The organism is Dyadobacter sp. OTU695 (genome assembly GCF_038440355.1).
Taxonomy (GTDB): domain Bacteria; phylum Bacteroidota; class Bacteroidia; order Cytophagales; family Spirosomataceae; genus Dyadobacter.
In genome coordinates this window covers 1033008-1055517 of record NZ_JASATN010000001.1, presented here as the reverse complement: position 1 = coordinate 1055517, position 22510 = coordinate 1033008, and the positions used below count along the sequence as shown (strand labels likewise).

Below are 22510 nucleotides of genomic sequence, written 5' to 3'. Positions count from 1 at the left end.
GGTAATATGAAAACAGCAACTTACTCAGGATCGTGGGTGCATCGAGGTGCATTCCTTGCGCTGATCGCCTTGTCGGGAACGGCCCGGGCCCAGCAGGGCAGTTCGGGCAACACCTATATTTTCGGAGGCGCTCAGATGACCTTCTTCGGGGCGCATGACTTTGGGAACGGAGGTAGCGGTGCATTGCCCGGCATTATCGGCACAGTGCGGTCCGATCCCAATGGCGTGCTTAATTTCACCGAAACCGCCTCGCATACCGGCGCATCCGATGCCGCGCATGTGGATGGTTATGTGCGCAAATATGGAACTTCCCTATTTGTTTTCCCGGTGGGCGACAACGGTTTCTACGGCCCGTTCGCCGCAGCGGCCGATGCCACCCATGGCGCCTACTATCATTCGGACCCCACCTCGGCCATTACCGATGACCTCGGAGGCGGTAATTACCCCGTACTTCCAGCTGGCGGCCCCTTTCCATCCGCTACATTTGACGGTACGTTGCAAGCCGTCAGTACGATCGAATATTGGGATATCAACGGTACAAACTCCACAGCGATTACGCTTACCTGGGATGCCGGCAGCAATGTTACCGGTCTCACAGGCGCACAGCTCGACAAGCTGACGATCGCGGGCTGGAACGGCTCACAATGGGTACCGATCTCCTCGAAGGTTGATGCTACTTCCATCCTCGGCGGTGCCAGCAGCCTAACGGCGGGGTCCATCACAACCCTCAGCCCCCTGGTGCCCGACGCCTATACGGCCTACACATTAGCTTCACGCGTCACTCCGCTGCCGGTCACGCTGGCTTCTTTCGACGCAAAACCCGAGGGCCAGACGGCGCTTCTGACGTGGGTTACGACGGAGGAAATCAACAGCGACCGTTTTGAGATCGAGCGCAGCATCGATGGCAAGGCCTGGGCCGTGGCAGGAACCGTAAAAGCAACCGGTGAAAGCGTTGTACGTAAAGAATACAACTTTACCGATGCGCAACCATCCGGTGGGCGAAACTTTTACCGCCTCAACATGATCGACCGCGACGGCACGCACGCATACAGCCGCATCAGGCTTGTCGAGTGGCACGGCGCCGGACAATGGGTATTTCCAAACCCTGCCAGCGGACCAGTGTACGTCAGCAATCCCTCTGGCATTACCCGGGTGATGCTGACCGATCTCTCCGGTCGCCTCCATCAGGACGTTAAAGTGGCTGCAGACGGCGAGCTGGATATCAAAAATGTACCCGGAGGGACTTATTTGCTGAAAGTGGCCCGCAAGGACGGTACCGAAGCGACAAGCCGGTTTTTTCTGCGGAAATAAAAAGTAAAGAGGTCTGCAAGCAATCTTACAGACCTCTTTTACATTACCATTTTAGCCTACTGACAATTAATTTGCTCATCGGCACCGAGATAGCAATTGAAAATGTGCCCTGCACTTGCGTCGCGGTCTGTCTGGCATTTTGGTCGCCGCTGAACAGCTCCCGCTTGGAGTGATTATCGGGGTCGCGGAACGGCCGAGGCATTATCCGCCCCGCGGCATACATTTTGTACGTATAGGGGTAAATGCTATTGATATGCCCGAATTTGCCGAACTGAGGAAAATCCTCATGCACGACCATCCCTTTACGTTCCTGTTGGAAGTGGTGGTGCGGACCATTATTATGTTTGTGATCATCCTGCTGGCGCTCCGGGCGTCGGGAAAGCGGGGGATCAAGCAGCTATCTATTTTTGAACTGGTCCTTATTATCGGATTGGGTTCCGCCGCAGGCGATCCGATGTTTTATGAAGATGTGGGCATTTTGCCTGCATTCATCGTATTTCTCGTCGTCATCTCGCTTTATACGCTCGTTACCCGCCTTTCCGACCGTTTTGTCAAAGTTGAAAAAATCCTCGAAGGCGAACCGCTTTATGTGATCCGCAACGGCAAATTACTCACCGACTCGTTCCGGAATTCGGGACTTTCGCAGGACGAATTTTTCGCCGAACTGCGCCTGCGCAATGTGGAGCACCTCGGCCAGGTCCGCACCGTGCTGATCGAAACATCCGGCGAGTTCAGCGTTCTTTTTTATGCCGATGACGAGGTCAGATATGGCCTGCCCATTTTCCCCGACGAGCTGCAACGCAAGCTCACCGGCAACGAAAATTGCGATTACATTGCCTGCGCTAAATGCGGCAGCGTCCGCCGCGGTAACGTGCCAAGCGGCGAAGGCGCAGGAAAGCTCGTCAACTGCGCGGAATGCGAGGTTTGTGAATGGGTGGAGGCGACGAATGCGAAGCGGATCGGCTGAGTTCGACCGCCGACTATGGATTGCCGACGAAGGTTTGCCGATCGCTCGGCCGCAGCGCGGCATCCTGTTTATAAAATAATATACATGCGATATGCCAAGGCTCCATCGGAGCCACCTGATGCACGATGCCAATCATCAAACCGCGTATTTCTTAACCAGCGCTGCATTCAATGTATGCCCCAACCCCGGCGCGTCGGGCACGCGGATCGAGCCATTTTCGAAATGTTCTGCGGGCGATAGCAGTTCCGCACGCCAGGGGACTTCGCCATAGGCATATTCCAAAATGGAAAAATTGGGAATAGAAGCGCATACCTGCACACTAGCGGCCGTGGAAACCGGACCGCTGGGATTATGCGGGGCGATGGCGATGTTACCCGCCGTTTCGGCCAAGGCAGCCATAAAACGCAGCTCCTGGATGCCCCCGCAATGCTTCACATCGGGCATGATCACGTCAAGCGCGCGCGTGGCGATCAGTTCCGCAAAGCCTTGCCTGCCGAAAATCGACTCTCCACCGGCCGATGGCTGCACCGTTGCCTCGGTAATAGCGCGGGTTTCGGCTGGGAATTGCTGCGGGTCGACGGGCTCTTCAAACCAGTACAATTTGGATTTCTCCAAACGTTTGGCCGTAGCAATGGCGAGCTCCTGGTTCAAATGGCTGTGGACGTCGATCAGCAGATCGGTATCCGGTCCTATGGTCTGCCGCACGGCCTCAATGCAGCTGACGGCATAGTCGATATCGGAAGCGATCTGGGTTTCATTGGAGGTTTTCAAAGGCTTCATATCATCGAAAGGCGCCAGTTTCACAGCTTTGAAGCCGCTTTTCAAGGCATTTTCGGCATTCGCCTGGAACGCGCCGATTAGCCTGCGGCCATTGGCGTCGCGCCCGTTCGTAGCCCTGTTGATATTGGCATACACTTTCAACGCATTGCGCAACTTCCCGCCGAGCAACTCGTACACCGGCACGCCGAGCGCCTTTCCTTTTAAGTCCCACAACGCATGCTCAATGGCGCTAAACGCTGTAATGGCAATCTTGCCGCGCTCAAATGCCTTCTGAAAACCCCGCTGCCGGTACTGCTCTACCGCAAAGGGCGATTCCCCTTTTACAAGTTGAAACAAGCTGTTCAGCTCCGTTCGCAACTGGCTCCCGCCGTCTTTCACCGCTGCCGAAAACCCATGCGAAGCTTCCCCCAGGCCAGTAAGGCCTTTATTGGTCAAAAGCTCGACAAAATGCCAATTGCCGCGCTGGTTCACTTTGACTTCCTGAATGCGGATACCCGTGATAAGAAGCTTCGCATCCTTCGCTGGAAAATCCAGCGCGAGTGTGGGCAGTGTGGCAGCATTTTGGAGGAACTGACGGCGAAACATCGGCAACAGGCTTACTGGTGGTTAATAATTTCAATCTGGTCGGTGGCGCCTCATGGCATTTGCTGGGGCCATGAACCGCAAACCTCAATTCTCCGGCGCAATAGGCAGCGGTAAATAATCCCGGTTCAAAATCATCCATTCCTGCAAGCGGGTTTTCAGATCGTGCTCGATCGCAGCCACTTCCGCTTTGCCCGACAGGTTATTGGTTTCATCCGGATCGGCTTGCAGGTCGTAGATTTCGAACATTTTGCGGCGATCGGCGAAGAGGAGTTTGTCGTATTTCTCGTCGAGCTTGCCTTCGGCGTGTTGTTGTTTCAGATCCAGCCAAAAGGGTTGCCCGGCGAAATCGACGGGATGGTAGGGAATCTGCCAGATCGCATTGTAGATCAGCTTGTATTTTTTGTTGAAAATAGTCCTGCCGAGGTCGAAATTGGAAGAATTGGTTGGCAACCCCTGCCCGTGTGCGCCGCGGACGGCGAAAATGTAGTCGTGGCCGGCATACTGTGTGTTCGTGAATGCGGGCGTGAGGCTTTTGCCGGTAATATCTTTCGGAACCGGGATTCCGGCCACGCTCAGGAAAGTAGGCGCAATGTCGATGCCCGACACGAGCGCCTCGCTTACCTGCCCGCCTTTGATCAGCCCCGGATGGCGGATGATCAGCGGCACGTGAATGCCCAGCTCGTACAATGTGCCCTTGCCGCGCAGCAATGCACCGCCATTATCACCGATGAAGACGACGAGCGTATTTTGTTCCAGTCCGCGTTTTTTCAGGTCTTCGAGCACGCGGCCCACGTCGCTGTCGAGCCGCTGGATTTCGCCCAGGTAGGAAGCAAAATCCGCCCTTACGCCTTTGGTGTCGGGCCAATGCGCGGGTAATGTGAGCGTTTGCGGGTCGGGCTCGAAATCTTTGGCAGTGAAAATCCGGTGCGGGTCGCTGTAACCTACCTGCACGAAGAAAGGCTTGTTCTTAGGCGCCTTATCGAGGAATTCGGTGTATTGCTGGAAAATACTATCGCGGTTGCCGGTCACATTCAGGTAATCGACGCGGTTTTTAAAGGTTTCCAAACCATATTTTTCCAAAACGGTCACCGTTTCGGGCACGCGGCGGTTGCCATCCAGGTGAAAGTTCCGCCCGAGAATGCCTGTGTAGTAGCCGCCTTTGCGCAGCAGTTCGGGATAGGCCGTTACCGACGCGTCCAGCGGGGCGGAAAAGCGGGTCATCTGCACATCGAGCGTGTTGCGCCCGGTCATGATCGCCGCCCGCGAGAGTACGCATTGCGGGGCGGTCGTGTACGCGCGGTTGAAGCGGATGCCCTCCTGCGCGAGCCGGTCGATATTTGGTGTTTTGATCTGCGGGTAACCATAACTGCCCAGGAACGGCGCGCTGTGGTCGTCGGAGACGATCAGGACGATGTTCGGTGCCTGGGCCTGCTTCTTCTGTGCATGGGCATCCCATTGTCCCAACGAGAAGAGCAGCGCCGCCAGAACTACTTTTTTCAGCATAAAAATCTATTTACAAATCGATATTTTAAGGGAGTACGATGCCACCTTATTTAGCCTCCTGTTTTTTAGGGTAAACCTTATCCAGGGAAGCACCTTCGTCGCCCTGCTGCTTCATCCAACCTTCGAGCGCTGTCCGCAGCCCGGCAATGCTTTGCGCGTATTGGGGATCGGCCGCCAGGTTTTTCAGTTCAAACGGGTCTTGTTCAGTATCATAAAACTCCATGGCTGGCCGGTTTTCGAAACGGCTGGTGATCGCTTTGGCCTTCGGATCGGCGGTATCGTCCACCCACGAAAACCACACCGTATTGCGGTCCTTGCGGTTGCGGTCCATCATGAAGCGGTTGTAGTATGGCTTGTCGGAAGCGAGGTTAAGGATCAGCTTGTACCGATGGTCGCGGATGCTGCGGATCGGGTAAGGATCGCCCTCGGGAATGTTGTTATGAATGCCGTAAACGTAATTGCGCGCTTCCTTGTTTTTGCCGGAGATAACAGGCAGAAAGCTGCGCCCGTCGAGGCCTGCAACGGGTTTCCCGCCCGCGATGTCGATCAGCGTCGGGGTAATGTCTTCGTATTGGACCAATGCTTTGGTTTCGGAGGCCGGTTTCACTTTTCCGGGCCATTTGATGAGCATCGAGCTGCGCTGACCGGTGTCGTACAGGTTCCATTTCGCACCGGGAAACTGGGCGCCCTGCTCGCCGAGGAAGATCAGGATCGTGTTTTTGTCCTGCCCGGTCTCTTTCAGCAATGCATTGATCTCCCCCACCTGGTCGTCGAGCCGACGCACCTCCGCCAAGTACTTCACAAACTGCCGGCGCGTCACGGGCGTGTCCACCCAGTTGGCGGGAAGTTTGAGTTTGGCAGCGTCAAATTCGGTGGTATCGCCTACCGTCCACGGCGCGTGGGGATTGATACTCATTACAAAAAGGCAATAAGGCTTGTCGCTCGTGGTTATGTATTGCTTCACGTCGTCGAGCCGGTACTCGTCTGTTAGCGCCACACAGTTGGGCTCGAAGCCGTTCACAATATCGAATGGAAAAACGCTTTTCGGCTTCGTAACGTGGTCTTTGCCGGTAAGTCCTACCCGGTAACCCAGGTCGGCCAGGTAATGGCCGACGCTTTTCAGGTTGTCGTACACCGGCTTGTGGTTCTGGAACGAGCCATGCCGCACGGGATACAGCCCCGTGAAGAGCGACGCCCGCGTAGGCACGCACATGGCCTCCGAGGTAAAGAGGTTATGGAATTTCAACCCGTCCTTCGCCAGCGCATCGATATGGGTCGTGTTCAGGTTCTGGCCGCCATAGCAGCTCAGTTGCCGGCTGTCCAGGTCATCGGCCATAATGATCACGATGTTGGGCTTTTTGGAGTCGGTCGCCGATGCGACGGCCGCCGTTGCGACGGCCGCCCCGAGCGACAGCATCACGTTGAGAACAATGCAGATTTTAAATGTTTTAAGCATCTTCGGTGGTTGTCATTTTACTACAAAAGATCGGATGGCCCATTTGTTACCATCCCGATCCTGAGGGCGTTGCAACCGTTTAAAGGTCACAATGCCGCCACCTCGGGCTCGTCGAGCAGTACCTCCTGCCGCGACCGGATCCGCTCGATCAGCGAATCATAATGCAGCAGCCCCGCAGCTTCTACCACCAGGACTCCGACGAACTCTCGTCCGCGTCCGATGATATTCAGCCGCTGGATCTTCACACCCCGCACCGACTCTACCAATGTCGTGATGTGGTGCACGCTAAGCGTTTCAGGATAAGTTAGTTTAAGTTGATAAGTCTTCATGCCTCTTTACAACGATTGGTTATATAGTCTATAAAAATTATAGATTTTATATACAAATGTAGTAAAATGATAATCCCTGGCTCCAAAACCGGGCAGATATTCGAAATCGTACCACCAACCGCAGGCGTCCGGCGCGGCGCGATAAAGCTGTTTGACCTTACAATAAGAACCGGGAACCCCCTAGCCGCATTTTTTGTAAATTCAGCCTATGAATACAAAAACGGCATTTCCGACACTTGGCATCGATGCTTTCGACTCTTCTGCGGAGTCGGGCTATAAGCTTTTGCGCCATGAGGTAGACGGCAAGAGCCGGATCGAGAAGCCGCACAAGCACGACTTCTTCATGCTTTTTGTCGTGAAAAAAGGCGGCGGCACGCATTCCATTGACTTCGTTGATTATGCCGTGAAGGGCAACCAGGTGCATTTGCTGTTTCCGGGCCAGGTACATCGCTGGGAGCTCGACGAGGACACCTCGGGATTTCAGCTGATGGTCGGGCGGCGCGCTTTTGAGACATCCTCCAACTTCCTGCGTTTGTCGTTTATATCCTACCGGAACCACCAGGTGATCGGTTTACCACACGACGTCTTCCAGGCAATATGCTACGAGCTGGAATCCCTGGAAAGCGAACTGGGTGCGGCTGCTGTCGATTGGGATATGGTACAACTTCGCAGCCGGATGGCTTTGCAACTGGTAAGCCGCGAAGCCGAGCGCATCTACGAGGATATCGGCGCCTATCGTGCCAACCCTATCCTTTTTAAATACCACGCGCTGGTGGATATGCATTTCAAAACCCACAAGACCGTGGCATTCTATGCGGACCAGCTCAATATCTCGCCCAACTACCTGAATATTCTCTGCAAAAGGCATTTACATGTACCGGCTACATTCCTGATTCATAACCGCGTCGGCCTGGAAGCAAAGCGCCTCCTGCTGGTTTCAGGACAATCCGCGAAGGAAATCGCTTTTGAACTTGGGTTCAGTGATCTTCCTCATTTTTCCAACTTCTTTAAGGCTCAGACAGGCCTCTCGCCACGTGCTTTTCGCAATGCGTTATAAATTCTACAAGTTATGGGATAAATAGCGCATCGTTTCAAAGCGCTATCGGGGTTAATTTTGCATAAACCTTAATCCCATACACATGGAATCCATTTCCCGCAAAACGTTTATTCAAAGTTCCGGTCTGTTGCTGGCGGGCGAAATACTCGTCAAAAAGCCTGGTACATTTGCTTCCGGCGCGGCGCAGCAAGCGGGAACCGGCCACAAGCCGGCAAAAAAATGGACGCTGAAAAATGTGCGGCTGGAAACCGGCTTCGTGTATGAAGACGGAGAAGTAATCGCCACCGAAACCGGCCTTTTCCTTGTCAGGATCGAGGACGGGAAGATCAGCGCTGTGCTCCCTAACGATCCCAAAGCCGATGCTACGGATGCCAAAGGACAACTGATGCTGCCGGCGTTCAGGGATATGCATATTCACCTGGATAAAACTTTTTACGGAGGCCCGTGGAAGGCACGGCTGGCGAAAAACCGGTCGGTGAAGGATATGATCGAATTTGAGCGGAAAACGTTACCCGAACTCCTGAAAACTTCGACCTACCGCGCCGAAAAGATCATCGAACTGCTGCAATCGAAAGGGACGAACTTTGCCAGAAGTCACGTCAATATCGAACCGACTTCGAAGCTGGATTCGCTGAAAAATCTTCAAAAGGCGATTGAAAATAAGAAGGCTACATTCGGGACTGAACTCGTCGCATTTCCGCAGCACGGGGTTTTCTATTCGCATTCCGAACAATTGATGAAAGAAGCCGCGGCAATGGATATCGACTTCATCGGCGGCCTCGACCCTAATGCCATCGACGGCAGCGTCGAAAAGCAGATCGACTTCATCGTACAACTTGCATTGGACCACGGAAAAGGCATAGACATTCACCTGCACGAAGGCGGTGAGCCGGGCCTGCGGACAGTAGAATACCTGACCCAAAAAGTAATCGAAAATCCGACACTGGCAGGCAAAACGTTCCTCAGCCATTGCTTCGTACTCGCGCGGCTCGAAAAGCCGAAACTGGAAGAAACTGCCGAAAAGCTCGCTCACGCACGCGTAGGCGTGATTTCAACCATTCCATTCGGCAGTACCATCATGCCTATTCCGACGCTCTACCGTTACGGCGTAAAGGTGATGACGGGCAACGACAGCATTGTGGATCACTGGAATACATTCGGATCGGGAAGCGTATTGCAGAAGTCGAACCTGATGGCGCAACTTTACGGCCATTCGACGGAACTGGACCTGTCGCGCTGCCTGAAACTGGCTACCGGCGATATCCTGCCGCTCGACGACAAAGGGAAACAGCAATGGCCAAAGGCTGGCGACGAAGCGAGTGTTGTGCTGGTGGAAGCAAGCTGCTCGGCCGAGGCTGTTGCACGTATTTCGCCTGTGAAAGCGCTCGTGCATCGTGGAAGACTGGTTTACCGGAACTAAATGACGGTCAGGGATGGTCAGGAGGGGTCATTAATAGTCAGGAGGGTCAGATGTAGTCGGGAGGGGTCAGGGATGGGTGGGTTAGGCGATCAGTCCCTTAATGACCTTTCCGTGCACGTCCGTGAGCCGGTACCGACGGCCCTGATGCTTGAATACCAGCTTCTCGTGATCGAGCCCGAACAGGTGTAGCAATGTCGCCTGGAAATCGTGTACATGCACACCGTCTTTCACGACATTGTAGCTAAACTCATCCGTTTCACCGTAAACCTGGCCGGTTTTAATGCCGCCGCCAGTCATCCACATCGAAAAACAGCCGGGGTGATGGTCGCGGCCGTAATTGTCGGCCGTGAGCTTGCCCTGTGAAAAGCTGGTACGGCCAAATTCTCCACCCCAAACTACCAGTGTATCTTCCAGTAGTCCCCGCTGTTTCAGGTCTTTCACCAGCGCTGCCGAGGCCTGATCGACATCCCTGGCCTGTTTGGCGATGTTTTTCGGCAAGTCGCCGTGCTGGTCCCAACCCATGTGGTAAAGCTGTATAAACTTCACGTCGCGCTCGGCCATACGCCGGGCTAGAAGGCAATTTGCAGCGAAAGTGCCAGGCCTGCGCGCATCTTCCCCATACATTTTGTAGATATACTCGGGCTCACCGGAGGTATCCACCGCGTCGGGCACCGAAGTCTGCATTTTATACGCCATTTCATACTGGCTGATCTTCGACTGAATTTCCGGGTCGCCCCAAAGCGTGTACTGGTGCTCGTTCAGCTCCTTAATGCGGTCCAATGCGCGGCGCCGGTCTTCCTTGTGCACCCCATACGGGTTTTGGAGGTAAAGTACCGGATCCTTCCCCGCCCTGAGTTGCACACCCTGGTGGTGCGACGCCAGAAATCCATTGGCCCAGGCCGCGGTACTCAACGGCTGATCGCCGCTTATGCCCTTGGATATCAACACCATAAAATGCGGCAAATTCTGATTATCGGAGCCTAATCCGTAACTCAGCCACGAGCCCATCGATGGCCGGCCACTCTGCTGGGAGCCGGTCTGTACGAACATCACCGCCGGCTCGTGATTGATCGCCTCCGTAAATACCGATTTCACGATACACAATTCATCCACAATGCCGGCCGTATAGGGCAAAAGCTCACTCACCCACGCGCCGGACCGGCCATATTGCCTGAAATCATAAATCGATTTGACCAAGGGAAACGTCGACTGACCTGCTACCATCCCCGAGTTTCGCTGCGTCGATTTAATGGAATCCGGGATTTCGCGGCCGTGCCATTTGGCCAACGCGGGCTTGTAATCGAATGTTTCCAGCTGCGAAGGCCCGCCGCTTTGGAACAGGTAAATAATCCGCTTGGCTTTGGGAGAAAAATGCGGGCCGCGTACAAACGGCGTCACGGCCGATTCACTATTGCCTTCCTCGCTCCTTCGAGCACCCGGCGAGGTACCAGCCTGCAAAATGCTTGAAAGTGCAATTGAACCGAAACCGAGGCCTGCCTTTGTGAGAAAATCGCGGCGGTTGAGTTGCGTTAATACCTTTTTCAAATCTTCCATAACCATATCATTTGCGGGTATGCCCCTCGTCGGTATTCATGATCGAATTGGAAACCGTTGCCAGTGCGGCTATTTCCGCGGGCGGCAGCGTCGTATCCCACTTTCGCTCGCCCGTACGCAGGTATTCGAGCGCCTGTGCGGGCTGGGCGCGGAAGCGTTTGAGTTCTTCCGTGTAAAAATCAGCGAGAATATTTTGCTCAGTCCGGTCGGGTTTCCGGCCGGTTATCAACCTGAATGCGAGGCTTGTGGCATTAGCTCCGCCCGACTTGCATTTGTGCAGGACATTCTCCGCCAATGCCCTGGACGCCTCCACATACTGCGGGTCGTTCAGCAGCACCAATGCCTGCAAGGGCGTGCTGGTCGAGCGGCGCTTCGCTACGCATTCTCCTCGTTCGGGCGCGTCGAAGATCAGCATCGACGGTGGTGGCGAAGTTCGTTTCCAGATCGTATAGAGACTTCTTCGGTACAGTCCCTCGCCGGGTTCCTGTTGGTATTTGTAACGCCACACCTTGTCGCTCAGCTCGTCCCACAGGCCTGCCGGCTGATATGGATAAACGCTTCTGCCGCCAATCCGTTTTACCAGCAGCCCACTGATCGCAAGCGAGTTGTCGCGTATCATTTCAGCCGTAAACCGGAATCGCGCACCTCTTGCCAGCAGGGTATTATCCGGGTCTTTTTCAAGCAATTCGGGCGTTGTCCTGGACGTTTGCCGGTAGGTTGCCGAGAGCATGATCAGCTTATGCAACCTTTTAATATTCCAACCGGAATCCATAAAATCGACGGCCAGCCAATCGAGGAGTTCGGGATGCGACGGGAGGTTACCCTGGTTACCAAAGTCTGCGGAAGACCGCACGATGCCGTTTCCGAAATGCATTTGCCAGATCCGGTTAACGAATACCCGTGCCGTCAACGGGTTGTTTTTGTCGAAAAGCCAGCGCGCCAGTCCCAGCCTGTTTTGGGGAAATTTTCCTTCAAAAAGCATTACTGCATCCAGCGCACCCGGTGTCACCTGCTTACCAGGTGCGTTATAGGCGCCTCGCGCAAGCACGTAAGTCGGCCGCGGCTTGGGAAGGTCGCCCATGACCATCAGTTCCGGGATGCTGTTAATCAACCGGTTCTGCACGTCCATGCTCGCTTTCAGGCTATCGCGCAACGACAGGGCCTTTGCATTGAAATGCGCATTATAAAAATCCTTCACCATCGCCTGCTGATCAGGGGAAACCTGCGCTTTCAGCATGCCGGCCGCCTTTTCCGGATTATGGTTATACAAGATTTCAAGGGCCGTCAGCGCTTTATCGTAAATCCTCAGTTCGTCAATCCCACCGTCTTTAAAAGGAATAAGCAGGTTCCGCTGGCCGACCATAAAGCCCTGAAAACCATAAGTATGAATATCTTTTTCATACAAAATACCTTTGTAAAGATGATCAATGTCGGCCACCGTTTTCGCCGGTTCTCCATTCACATAAATCCTTGTCCCGGCCGCCTTGCTGGAACCATCGTAAGTCACGGTAACCTTCGTCCATTTCTTCACGGGCACTGGCGCGAGCGTGCTTACCTGAATGGCGTTTTGCGGATAGGAATGCGCGATGATGAACTGTAATTTATTGTTTACCAGCCGCAGCGAATAGCCCTTATAGCCAAGGCGCAGGTCTTCGCAATGGTAAAATATGCCTGCGTCGGGATAGACGGTATTCGGATTAATCCAGAGTTCAACCGAAAAGGGCTCCGTCCTTTCGTGCCAGCCGATGTTGTTGCCCAGCTTAATAGAATTGTAATCCGACACAAAATAGGCATTGCCCTTCACGCCGGGTTTCAGGATGATTTCATTGCATTGGGCAAGTTGCTTTGGATTGATCGCATTGGGCATGACCGTCTTGCCATCGGCCGTTTGGGTGATCTTTTCAAATGGGTAATAGGCTACCAAGCTTTCACGGATCTTCTGACCGAGCAGCTTTTCAGACGGTGTTCCGCTATTCAGCCACTTGCTCAGCTGATCTCCCGGGTTGTCCTTACTACTGGTGAGCTGGTTAGTCAGTCCTGTGATCTTACGGTCGAAAAACCGGAGCATTTCTTCATTTTCCTTCGTGGTAAGGAGTAATGCAGGACCAGGTGTCTGGTCGGGGCCGTAGACAGGGCTTCCGGTTTCGTTGGTACTATTGAAAAGCCCGAACATTTTATAATATGCCTCCTGGCTGATAGGGTCATATTTGTGATCGTGGCAGCGCGCGCATTGTACCGAAAGGCCCAGGATGCCCTGCCCCAGGGTTTGCACGCGGTCTGCATTGTATTCCACGCGGTATTCCTCAAATACAATCCCGGCTTCCGAGCTTTTCTTGTGCAGCCGGTTGAATGCCGTGGCCAGGATGGTTTCTTTGGTTTTGTCAGGTAAAAGGTCGCCGGCGAGCTGCATGGTCACGAACCGGTTATAGGGTATGTTGCGGTTGAAGGCGCTGATGACCCAATCGCGCCAGGGTGAAAAGTCGCGGTGTTTATCGTCGAGGTAACCGTCACTGTCGGCATAGCGCGAAACGTCCATCCACTCACTGGCCATTCTTTCTCCGTAGGCAGGCGATTGCAGAAGGCGGTCGAGCAGGTTCGGGTAGGCATCAGGCGACTTATCCGCCACGAATGCGTCGATTTCTGCGAGTGTGGGCGGCAGGCCGGTCAGGTCGAAACTGGCCCGGCGGATCAGGTCTTCGCGGCTGGCTTCGGTCGATGGCGACAGTTTTGCCTTTTCCAGCTTTTCGAGAATGAAGTTGTCGATCGGCATACGCGCCCACCCTGCCAGCGCCGGTTTGGGCAACCGGGGTTTTTCGGGTTTGATGAACGACCAATGCGGTTTGTATTTAGCTCCCTGCTCGATCCACCGCGTGAGTACCGCTATTTCCTTAACTGATAATGTAAGGTTGGAAGCCAGTGGCGGCATTTTCACATCCGGGTCTTGCGAAATGAGACGGGCATAAACTTCACTGGCAGACAGATCGCCCGGAACGATTGCATGCCGGGCACCGGCGGGCCACAAGGTCGCCTGCCGATTTTCTATATTTTCCAGCGCTTTATAAGCACCTTCCTCGGTATCCAGCCGTAATCCGGCTTTTTGTTTTTTGGAGTCGGGGCCGTGGCAGGCAAAGCATTTGTCGGAGAGAATCGGTTTGACGTCGTAGTTAAAATCCAGCTCGCCGGGTATTTCCTTCAATGCCAGCGCCACTTCTTCCGGCTTTTCAACGCCGCATCCCAGCAGCAGCAACAGGCATGAGAATGCCGCAACTACCATTTTTCCACCGTTCCCAAAAGCAAGCTTCTTCATTAGCGACCTCATGGATTTCCCCGGGAATATGCCCCTCGGAAACTAAAAGACAGGCTTCGCTATTTCTTAGTCATTTATTGTGATTAAAGTTTTTAATTTAATTTTTCCTATATCACCATACGGAGACAATTGCTCGGGTATGGGATTCCGTCGTCAGTGCTTTCCGACTTTTTGCAGCACCCATACATCCCCTTTCCAAACCGGATCGGCGCCGGTGTGTTTACCGCTGTAAATCCACAGCTGGTTCTGAAATACCACACTGTTGCCCCCGCTGCGGACACTCCACGGGGCATGTTCGGCATAACGGCCCCAATCGGCCCCGTTCGAGGAAAACCATACGTCGTTCAGGGCGCCCTTATGGTGGTCGGGGTTCATATCCCGGCCGCCAAATAGCCACAGCATGCCGTCGTACGCCTGTACGCCCATGTCGAAGCGTTTCTTCCAGCCAGCTTCCGGCGTGATTTCCGTCCAGTTTTTCCCGTCCGTCGAACACCAGACGTCGGCCATTCCTTGGCCGCCTATCAGATAAAGTGCATCCCGCAGCAGCACCACCTGCGGCGAATCCCGGGGAGCCCAGGGCGCCTGCTGCACTTCCCGGGTCCAGGTCAGCCCATCGGACGACGACCAGACGTCATTTTTCATTTCCAGTGATTCGAAATCCCGCGATATTTTGGAAGTACCACCGAAAAGCCACAGTTTGTTTTTGAAAACAACGAGCGCATGTCCTTTCCGCGGCGCCCAGGCAGCACTGCCCGCCTGCTGCCAGTCGGAGCCGTCTTTGGAATACCATATTTCATTGATTAACTGCCGCTCCTGGTAGCGCATTCCGCCATACATCCAGAGCTTACCGGCGAAGTAAATGCCCGATAGATAAATGCGTTCGCCCCAGTCCTTTTTCTCGTGGCGCGTCCAGGTAATACCGTCCGGCGAAGACCAGGATGCCTTCTGGCCCGTCATCCAGAGCTTCCCGCCGAATGCGACATGCGGGATGACCCCCATCGGGAATGTGCCGGGTTTCCATTCATAGGCATGCGATCCGTTACCCGGGGGCAGCACCTGTTTCCATGCATATATGTTTTTCAGAGGCGCCAGTCCGCGCTCACGGGTGAAGCATGCCAATGCGGCCACTAAAAAGATGGCAATGAATAAGTTCCTGTAAGTTATCATAGCACAATATTTAATCTTGAACGAGATGTGTAAAGGAAGACAAATACCCCGTTCATGAAAAATATTGTAGACCAACCGCCGATAATGTAGACCAAAGGCGAGGCGCTATCGGGCCAGGAGGAGTGCCCTGCTACTTTTCCAGGATCCCTTTTTCGACACTTTCGTTGATCAGCGCTTCGGCGTAGGCCCAAAGCGAGTCCGATCCTTCCCTGATCACCTTCTTTTTCTCGTATACCTTCTCATATTTCACCCCGAACTCTTTCCAGGTACCGCCACCATTGGAGCTGTTTTGCAGAAGTGGTTCCAGGCGGTCCATTGCCCGCGCGAACCGGGCTTCGGCGGTTTCTCCCGCTTCAAATTCCTCCCAGACGGCGATCAGATCGCTGGCCTGCTCCGGGGGCAACATTCCGAAAATCCGGTTTGCTGCAAGGCGCTCATCGTCGGTGTTCGTGTGGTTCTTCTGTGTATCGTAAATGAAGGTGTCGCCTGCGTCGATCTCGACAATGTCGTGTATCAGCACCATTTTGACAACTTTGAGAATATCGACCGGCACATTGGAATGCCCGGCCAGGACAATGGCCATCACCGCCAGGTGCCAGCTGTGTTCGGCGTCGTTTTCGTTCCTGTCGCTATTGAAGAGCCTGGTTTTTCTTTGTATGTATTTGAGCTTGTCGATCTCCTTGATAAACTCGATCTGCTGTAAAATGTTGGTTAAATCCATGGCCTTGCCGATTGATTATTTCAAAAGGTGAAATTACAAGGCATTTCCGGTTATGACAAAAAGCGATCGGTCAGTCCAGGCACCTCATAAAATTCGCCGGGTCACTTTTCACGGACGAAGACGCTCAAAGCTCCTCCGCACGCTTCCATGATCAGGCTATCCGGGGCAGTTTGCGTCAGTTTTATATCAGGGCAGATCCCACACAAGGAAGTCGCGCAAATAGGATCTAACTCAACGGGCGTGGCGGGCTTCGGCACGAAAGTTGTTCCGTTTAAAGAATATTCCGATGGAAGGCAGCATGGCACATATCCGTTTCCATTCAAAAGTACCCCATCGTACCGGAATTCATAGATATAAGAATTTGCTTTCAGTACCGGACGCGTAACGATGGAGTCTCCGCTAGTTTCCCTGTATTCCACTATGCGCCATTTGCCAACAATCGATGTAATTTCAGGTGCCGGATCGCGGTTTTCCTTCTTGCATTGCACGAATACGAACAGGGCTAAGATAAAAAGTGAAAGTGTTTTCATGACGACGAGTTTTATCAGGTAGACGCTCCCGATCCATTATCAGTTGTAACCCAAGTTTATTATTTTACCACTGAATAGCATGCTTGAAACAGTGAACTATGTTTTATAGCCGACTTCGTCAATCTTACTGTGCATCGGCAGCCGGCGCTTACGGCAGGCTATTGTGCTGCTTTTGCGTGCTTTTGCTCTTTCTGACCAGCCCTTGCCGTTCCCAGGGCCAGACGTGGCAGATAGCGGGTACTGTTTATGACGAGACCGGAAAAGCATTGCCGTTAGTCTCCGTTTACATCAACAATACTTCCATCGGCACTTCGACTGACAAAGCCGGCCAATTCCGCATGAATGTTCCGGCGCGGTACAAAAAAGCGGAGCTGGTCGCTTCATTCGTAGGCTATAAGCCGGAAGTAAAACAGTTGCAGGCAATCCCGGGCCGGACGGCGAATGTCGTGTTCAAGCTTGATTTGAACAATACGATACGGGAAGTCATCATCAAGGGAAAGCACGACAAGCATTGGCGTCGGAAATGGAGGATTTTCCAAAACGGTCTGCTGGGCGATTCCCCCTTTGCGAGGCAATGCAGAATCCTGAACCAGGAATCGATCACGCTTGGTATCGACGAAGCGACCGGGCTTCTGACGGCAGTGAGCAGCGAGCCCATTGTGATTGAAAACCCGGCGCTGGGGTACAAAGTCACATTTCACATGAACAAATTTGAGTCGAACGGAAGAAAAACATTCCTTTCCGGGTATAAATTCTTCGAATCCTGGCCTGCCGACGAACCGGAGAAACAGCGAAAGCAAATCCACAACCGCGGCATGGCTTTCAGGGATTCGTTCCGCAATTTTCTTGTGTCGCTTTCAAAAAACACCCTGGAAGCCAATGGTATTGAGATATTCACCATGAAAACGACCAGGGAGTTCTATCTGACAAAAATCCCCCTGGAAAAGGAGGTAACCGGTGGCAATTTCTCTCCTGTCACCGCCGATTCCGTCTGCGTATTTGATAAAACCAAAGGGTATTTTGTTTTACATTCCAGGTATCCGTTGCTGGTGTTTCAACGAAGGCTTTACAATAGTGCTTCGGTTTTTTCTGACTATCCATTCAAATATTCCCAGATAATCCTGCCCAATCTATACTGCACATTTACGGACAACGGATGGTTAATAACGCCGAACGGAATCACTATTCACGACGCCTGGGCCAGAGAAGGCTTCGCCGAAATGCTCCCGATTGACTATCCCCTCCCCGACGACAAGACTCCCCCCACTACGATTACCCTCATTCAAAATCCAAATCGGGCCAAAGAAACAATCGCCACAGATTTGAAATTACCCGCAATTGAAAGCCAGCAAACCCTTTTAAACAAAGATTGTTTAATACAAAATGCGGCAAAACAAGAAGACGGATTAATTAAGCCCGACTATGTTATGTCGATCAGCGAAAGTGATAACTCGGGTTCCGTTTTTGATCTGTTGAAAAGAATCCCCGGACTGCGCGTCACTTTCGATGCTGCATCCAATAACTACAAAGTCCATTTTGTGGAGAACAACACGAATCTCAATGCGAATGCCAGCTTTGATAATACCGTGGCACTAATGCTGGATAATGTCTTTTACAACGGCACCGACACCGTTATTCCGATATTGAATTCCATGACCGTCCGCGACATCAAATCCATATCTGCCGTCCGATACGGAAATTCCGCCGCATTCGGCGCAAGGGGTGCTAATGGAATATTGATTATCAATACGAATAAGTAGCACGCCAACACCTCTAAACTGATCACTTGTACGGCATGCATGGCAGGCTTGCTGTATAAAATTCAAAAAGAATTCAGAATTCAAGGGTAGGTTCACGCACAAATCGGGTATTCAAGCCTGACTGACACCACCCAATTCTGCAAGAAATGACCACTGCCACCCAGGGAGTTACAAAAACAGGCACATCCAATTCAAAATCAGATTTTCTGACGCGTGCTATCCTGTTAGCCGCATTGCTCACCGGGATTTCCACGCTGACCCGCATTACCCTCATGCTGAAAGCCGGGAACGGCGTGGATTACAATGTCGCCAATATGCTCGGCATTTTTGGCATCGGTCTGTTTTACGACCTGGTCAATTCCCTGTATTTCATTCTTCCGGTGATGCTTCTCGGCTGGGTGGTCCCCCGGAGGTATACAGGCAAGGCCGGATTCAGCATAATTTCTTTCGTTTTGCTCTTCATCCTCGTGTTCCTGCTTTTGTTGAATGCAGTTTCCGAGTGGGTCTTTTGGGACGAATTCGGCTCCCGGTTTAATTTCATCGCCGTCGATTACCTGGTTTATACGCAGGAAGTCGTGGGGAATATACGCCAGTCTTACCCGGTAGAGGTGATCGTCGGTGTGCTATTGGTGCTTGCAGCGTTATTAACCGTGTTGATATCCCGGGTGGCCACCCGATGGAGCGCCACCCGATGGGCTTTTCCTCCGATGGGTTTTGGTAGGCGGTCGCTCGTGCTGGGCGTGTACTTCCTTGCAGCGGCAGCAGCTTTTGTGATGGTGGATAACAAGTTCAGGCAGTTCAGCAGTAATATCTACGTCAACGAGCTTGCCGGCAACGGAATGTACGAGCTATTTGCTGCCTACCGCAATAATGAACTGGATTACAACCAGTTCTATACCAAACTGGATGACAAACAGGTATCCTCTCTGATTCATAAGTTGGTCAAAACGCCGGAAAGCCACTTTATTGACGGTAAGCCATACTCCATCGAAAGAGACATTGTCAACACGGGCACGGAACTGCATAAAAACATCGTCCTGATCAGTGTTGAAAGCCTGAGTGCCGAATTTCTCGGCAGCTTCGGAAATAAGCAGGGAATTACTCCGTTCCTCGATTCTCTCGCCGGCCAGAGCCTGCTTTTTACCAATCTTTACGCCACAGGTACCCGTACAGTCCGCGGCCTGGAAGCGTTATCAATATGCACACCGCCCACCCCCGGCCAGTCGATTGTGCGCCGGCCCCATAACGAGGACCTCTTCTCGATGGGCAGCGTGCTGCGGAGTAAAGGCTATCAGGCCCGCTTCATTTATGGCGGGTATGGGTACTTCGATAACATGGGGTATTTCTTTGGTCACAACAGCTACGGGGTTGTAGACCGGACAGCGCTTTCAAAAAAAGAAATCGATTATGAAAACATCTGGGGAGTTGCCGACGAAAATCTTTTTGAGCTGGCCAGCCGGGAAATCAGCGCGGCGACGCGGGCGGGCAAACCCGTTTTCGCCCACATTATGACCACTTCCAACCACCGTCCCTATACCTACCCGGAAGGCAGGATCGATATCCCGTCGCACACGGGGCGGGAAGGCGCTGTCAAATACACGGATTTCGCGATCGGTCAGTTTATCCGTCTGGCTCGAAGCAAGCCCTGGTTCAAGAATACGGTGTTCGTCATTGTGGCCGACCATTGCGCGTCCAGCGCCGGCAAGACCGACCTGCCGGTCAACCGGTACAAGATCCCTTTGCTGGTTTACGCACCGGGTTTTATCAAGGCGGGGACCATGCCGAGGCTCATGAGCCAGATCGATATTGGGCCGACGATTTTGGGACTGCTCCATTTCTCTTACCGCAGCAAGTTCTTTGGATACGATATTTTCAAACTCGAAACAGGCCGGGAACGGGCATTCGTAAGCACTTATCAAAGCCTCGGATATGTCAAAAACGATTCTCTGATCGTATTGAAGCCCCAGAGAGTTACTGAAACATTCACACCCGACTTTAAAGACGGATCCGCCCGCCAGACTTTACCGAACGGACATTTGACTGACGAGGCGGTAGCCTGGTACCAGGCAGCGAGCTTTCAGTTCAAGCATGGGCTCATGAAAAAATAGCTGTGTCTATGTGCGGGACATGAATGTAAATATTAACCTAAAAAATATAACTTTGGGAAAAATGTAAATTTGACACCTCTTCACTGTAATGCCGGATAGCCAACCAGTTTCTGACCAGCAAATGCTGGAAGCTTTGTGCGCCGGACATGAATGGGCGTTTACGGCTATTTACGACCAGTATTGGTATCCGCTGTACCGGGCGGCATTTCATAAACTCGGCCAACGACATATCGCCGAAGAGATCGTCCAGGACATTTTCACCCGCCTTTGGAACGAGCGGCACAACCTGCGGACTACCGCATTGAATTACTACCTTTTCTCAGCTGTCCGCTTCGAGGTCATCGATTACATCCGGAAAGCCGGGCCAAGAAGCCGGTATCTTGCCTATTATCAGGCTTTTGCAAGTCAGCATGAGCATTGTACCGAAGATGAGGTGGCTTATAACGAACTGCTCCACAATATCGACGAGGGCCTTAAACCGTTTCCGGCCAGGACCCGGGAGATATTCAAACTCAGCCGGATAGAGAGCTGGACGGTTGCGCAGATCGCGGAATTCATGAGCATCTCCGACAAGACGGTCGAGTACCACCTGGGTAAAGCCTCCAAGGCCGTCCGTGAATATCTGAACGAAACGTTGCTCGTACTGCTCCTCAGCCTTTTTTCCTGATCCCGGCTTTAAGCGGCGTTGCACTGGCGTCGTCTCCACGTTGCATTTTAAGAAGAAGTTCGGCTTCAAATTCTACATTTTACATTAATTTTCCAGGATATTTTAAAAACATTCAGGGACAACCGGCTACCAATACGGTTTAGAGGTTAAACCAGACAAAAGGTAGTCTGTGCCAGCCAACCCCTGAACCTGTGAACTATAACGAAATCGAAAACCTGCTTTTGAAATACCGGGAGGGACGATGTACCCCCGCGGAAAAAGACCGTATCCATCAATGGTACGAACAGGTACAAAGCGATGTGCCGCAAACCGAGCTTTCGGATACCGAAAAATCGCTTCTGAAAGCCCGGATGTGGATAGCCATTCAACACGACCGCAAAGTACCGGAAAGGAGAACGGTAATGTTACCACGCTTCTCCCGGAATACGGTGCGTATGTTTTCTTCCATCGCCGCCGCGCTGATCGTGTCGCTATCGCTGTTTTATTTTTATTCGGGCCGATCCTCTCAGGGAAAGTCCGTAACCGGCGCATTGTTGCCGGAAGCGAGTCGTGAAGGCCTGGTTTCTACCCATAACAATACCGCCCAACCCATGCCTATCAAGCTGGACGATAGCAGCGAGGTAACCCTTGCGCCTGGCGCCGGACTGACCTACCCGCGTAAGTTTTCTGCCGGTAAACGCGAAGTTGAGCTTAGCGGCGATGCTTTTTTCAACATAACCAAAAACAGCCACTGCCCGTTTTTCGTATACAGCGGAAAGTTGGTGACCAGAGTCCTCGGAACCAGTTTCTGGGTAAAAGAAGCCGGGGAAGAGCACCAGATGCAGGTTGAAGTGGTATGCGGGAAGGTTTCTGTTTTTGAAAACGAAAGCATTAGTACCGACAAACCTTCATCCCCAGGCAAGCACCGGTTTAACAAAGGTGTGATCCTGACCCCGAACCAGCGTGTGACTTATTTCGAAGAAAGCGGGCACCTGATGACCAGCCTGGTCGACAAACCCGTGCTGCTGACAGCCCATGCCGAACTACCTCCCGCGATTTATAAAAACACTGTATTGCCAGAGATTTTTCAACGCCTGAAAGATGCCTATGGTGTAGACATCGTGGTTTCGGGGGAAGCGGTAAATGAGTGTACGTTTACCGGTGATCTTACAAACATGTCGCTATTCGACCAGCTCGATCTGATTTGCCAATCCAACGACGGTTCTTACGAGGTTCAGGGTACACGTATCCTGGTGTCAGCGGCCGGCTGCAAATAAATTTTTGTTTAACCTAAATACGACCCTATGCG

At 52.7% G+C, this 22510-nt stretch carries 17 protein-coding genes; 8 read left to right on the top strand and 9 right to left on the bottom strand.

Annotated elements, in window-relative coordinates; genetic code table 11:
- Positions 1-6: 6 nt before the first annotated feature.
- Both AAHB90_RS04345 and AAHB90_RS04340 read left to right on the top strand, forming a co-directional pair.
- A complete protein-coding gene (locus AAHB90_RS04345; RefSeq protein WP_342083682.1) occupies positions 7-1311 on the top strand; it encodes a T9SS type A sorting domain-containing protein in 1305 nt (434 codons plus the stop codon).
- Between the two features lie 253 nt (positions 1312-1564).
- Positions 1565-2278 carry a DUF421 domain-containing protein gene (locus tag AAHB90_RS04340; protein WP_342083681.1) on the top strand — a complete coding sequence of 238 codons (714 nt, stop codon included), beginning with the start codon at positions 1565-1567 and terminating at the stop codon, positions 2276-2278.
- 135 nt (positions 2279-2413) lie between these two features.
- Here AAHB90_RS04340 and AAHB90_RS04335 read toward each other — a convergent pair whose 3' ends face one another.
- The 4 genes from AAHB90_RS04335 to AAHB90_RS04320 all read right to left on the bottom strand — a co-directional run bounded on the left by AAHB90_RS04335 (position 2414) and on the right by AAHB90_RS04320 (position 6931).
- Positions 2414-3643, bottom strand: a complete 1230-nt coding sequence (locus tag AAHB90_RS04335; protein ID WP_342083680.1) for a mandelate racemase/muconate lactonizing enzyme family protein — start codon at positions 3641-3643, stop codon at positions 2414-2416.
- An 84-nt stretch (positions 3644-3727) separates the two neighbouring features.
- Positions 3728-5146 carry a sulfatase family protein gene (locus AAHB90_RS04330; RefSeq protein WP_342083679.1) on the bottom strand — a complete coding sequence of 473 codons (1419 nt, stop codon included), beginning with the start codon at positions 5144-5146 and terminating at the stop codon, positions 3728-3730.
- 46 nt (positions 5147-5192) lie between these two features.
- Positions 5193-6602 carry a sulfatase family protein gene (locus tag AAHB90_RS04325; protein ID WP_342083678.1) on the bottom strand — a complete coding sequence of 470 codons (1410 nt, stop codon included), beginning with the start codon at positions 6600-6602 and terminating at the stop codon, positions 5193-5195.
- Positions 6603-6688: 86 nt separating this feature from the next.
- Positions 6689-6931, bottom strand: coding sequence for a hypothetical protein (locus tag AAHB90_RS04320; protein ID WP_342083677.1), 243 nt, complete (start codon positions 6929-6931; stop codon positions 6689-6691).
- A 208-nt stretch (positions 6932-7139) separates the two neighbouring features.
- On the opposite strand from AAHB90_RS04320, the gene AAHB90_RS04315 reads away from it, so the two are divergent.
- Together AAHB90_RS04315 and AAHB90_RS04310 are read left to right on the top strand one after the other, a co-directional pair.
- On the top strand, positions 7140-7988 hold the full coding sequence (locus tag AAHB90_RS04315; protein ID WP_342083676.1) for a helix-turn-helix transcriptional regulator: 849 nt from the start codon (positions 7140-7142) through the stop codon (positions 7986-7988).
- An 82-nt stretch (positions 7989-8070) separates the two neighbouring features.
- A complete protein-coding gene (locus AAHB90_RS04310) occupies positions 8071-9408 on the top strand; it encodes an amidohydrolase family protein (RefSeq protein WP_342083675.1) in 1338 nt (445 codons plus the stop codon).
- An 81-nt stretch (positions 9409-9489) separates the two neighbouring features.
- Here the strand turns inward: AAHB90_RS04310 and AAHB90_RS04305 are convergent, their stop codons facing one another.
- The 5 genes from AAHB90_RS04305 to AAHB90_RS04285 form a co-directional block, all read right to left on the bottom strand.
- A complete protein-coding gene (locus AAHB90_RS04305) occupies positions 9490-10962 on the bottom strand; it encodes a DUF1501 domain-containing protein (RefSeq protein ID WP_342083674.1) in 1473 nt (490 codons plus the stop codon).
- Positions 10963-10969: 7 nt separating this feature from the next.
- Positions 10970-14269, bottom strand: coding sequence for a DUF1553 domain-containing protein (locus AAHB90_RS04300; RefSeq protein ID WP_342083673.1), 3300 nt, complete (start codon positions 14267-14269; stop codon positions 10970-10972).
- A 153-nt stretch (positions 14270-14422) separates the two neighbouring features.
- Positions 14423-15436, bottom strand: coding sequence for a hypothetical protein (locus tag AAHB90_RS04295; protein WP_342083672.1), 1014 nt, complete (start codon positions 15434-15436; stop codon positions 14423-14425).
- Between the two features lie 130 nt (positions 15437-15566).
- Positions 15567-16157 (bottom strand): HD domain-containing protein, encoded by a 591-nt coding sequence (locus tag AAHB90_RS04290; RefSeq protein WP_342083671.1) that lies wholly within the window; start codon positions 16155-16157, stop codon positions 15567-15569.
- A gap of 101 nt (positions 16158-16258) precedes the next feature.
- Complete coding sequence (locus tag AAHB90_RS04285; RefSeq protein ID WP_342083670.1) at positions 16259-16687, bottom strand: hypothetical protein; 429 nt, start codon at positions 16685-16687, stop codon at positions 16259-16261.
- A gap of 98 nt (positions 16688-16785) precedes the next feature.
- Between AAHB90_RS04285 and AAHB90_RS04280 the strand changes: the two genes are divergently transcribed.
- The 4 genes from AAHB90_RS04280 (at position 16786) to AAHB90_RS04265 (ending at position 22478) form a co-directional block, all read left to right on the top strand.
- A complete protein-coding gene (locus AAHB90_RS04280) occupies positions 16786-18447 on the top strand; it encodes a carboxypeptidase-like regulatory domain-containing protein (RefSeq protein ID WP_342083669.1) in 1662 nt (553 codons plus the stop codon).
- Positions 18448-18593: 146 nt separating this feature from the next.
- Complete coding sequence (locus AAHB90_RS04275) at positions 18594-20555, top strand: LTA synthase family protein (protein ID WP_342083668.1); 1962 nt, start codon at positions 18594-18596, stop codon at positions 20553-20555.
- 88 nt (positions 20556-20643) lie between these two features.
- Positions 20644-21222, top strand: coding sequence for an RNA polymerase sigma factor (locus AAHB90_RS04270; RefSeq protein ID WP_342083667.1), 579 nt, complete (start codon positions 20644-20646; stop codon positions 21220-21222).
- Positions 21223-21413: 191 nt separating this feature from the next.
- Complete coding sequence (locus AAHB90_RS04265; protein ID WP_342083666.1) at positions 21414-22478, top strand: FecR family protein; 1065 nt, start codon at positions 21414-21416, stop codon at positions 22476-22478.
- Positions 22479-22510 lie beyond the last annotated feature (32 nt).

Coding starts and splice junctions, on each gene's coding strand:
- AAHB90_RS04345 (WP_342083682.1), top strand. CDS start 7: ATGAAAACAGCAACTTACTCAGGATCGTGGGTGCATCGAGGTGCATTC.
- AAHB90_RS04340 (WP_342083681.1), top strand. CDS start 1,565: ATGCCCGAATTTGCCGAACTGAGGAAAATCCTCATGCACGACCATCCC.
- AAHB90_RS04335 (WP_342083680.1), bottom strand. CDS start 3,643: ATGTTTCGCCGTCAGTTCCTCCAAAATGCTGCCACACTGCCCACACTC.
- AAHB90_RS04330 (WP_342083679.1), bottom strand. CDS start 5,146: ATGCTGAAAAAAGTAGTTCTGGCGGCGCTGCTCTTCTCGTTGGGACAA.
- AAHB90_RS04325 (WP_342083678.1), bottom strand. CDS start 6,602: ATGCTTAAAACATTTAAAATCTGCATTGTTCTCAACGTGATGCTGTCG.
- AAHB90_RS04320 (WP_342083677.1), bottom strand. CDS start 6,931: ATGAAGACTTATCAACTTAAACTAACTTATCCTGAAACGCTTAGCGTG.
- AAHB90_RS04315 (WP_342083676.1), top strand. CDS start 7,140: ATGAATACAAAAACGGCATTTCCGACACTTGGCATCGATGCTTTCGAC.
- AAHB90_RS04310 (WP_342083675.1), top strand. CDS start 8,071: ATGGAATCCATTTCCCGCAAAACGTTTATTCAAAGTTCCGGTCTGTTG.
- AAHB90_RS04305 (WP_342083674.1), bottom strand. CDS start 10,962: ATGGAAGATTTGAAAAAGGTATTAACGCAACTCAACCGCCGCGATTTT.
- AAHB90_RS04300 (WP_342083673.1), bottom strand. CDS start 14,269: ATGAAGAAGCTTGCTTTTGGGAACGGTGGAAAAATGGTAGTTGCGGCA.
- AAHB90_RS04295 (WP_342083672.1), bottom strand. CDS start 15,436: ATGATAACTTACAGGAACTTATTCATTGCCATCTTTTTAGTGGCCGCA.
- AAHB90_RS04290 (WP_342083671.1), bottom strand. CDS start 16,157: ATGGATTTAACCAACATTTTACAGCAGATCGAGTTTATCAAGGAGATC.
- AAHB90_RS04285 (WP_342083670.1), bottom strand. CDS start 16,687: ATGAAAACACTTTCACTTTTTATCTTAGCCCTGTTCGTATTCGTGCAA.
- AAHB90_RS04280 (WP_342083669.1), top strand. CDS start 16,786: ATGTTTTATAGCCGACTTCGTCAATCTTACTGTGCATCGGCAGCCGGC.
- AAHB90_RS04275 (WP_342083668.1), top strand. CDS start 18,594: ATGACCACTGCCACCCAGGGAGTTACAAAAACAGGCACATCCAATTCA.
- AAHB90_RS04270 (WP_342083667.1), top strand. CDS start 20,644: ATGCCGGATAGCCAACCAGTTTCTGACCAGCAAATGCTGGAAGCTTTG.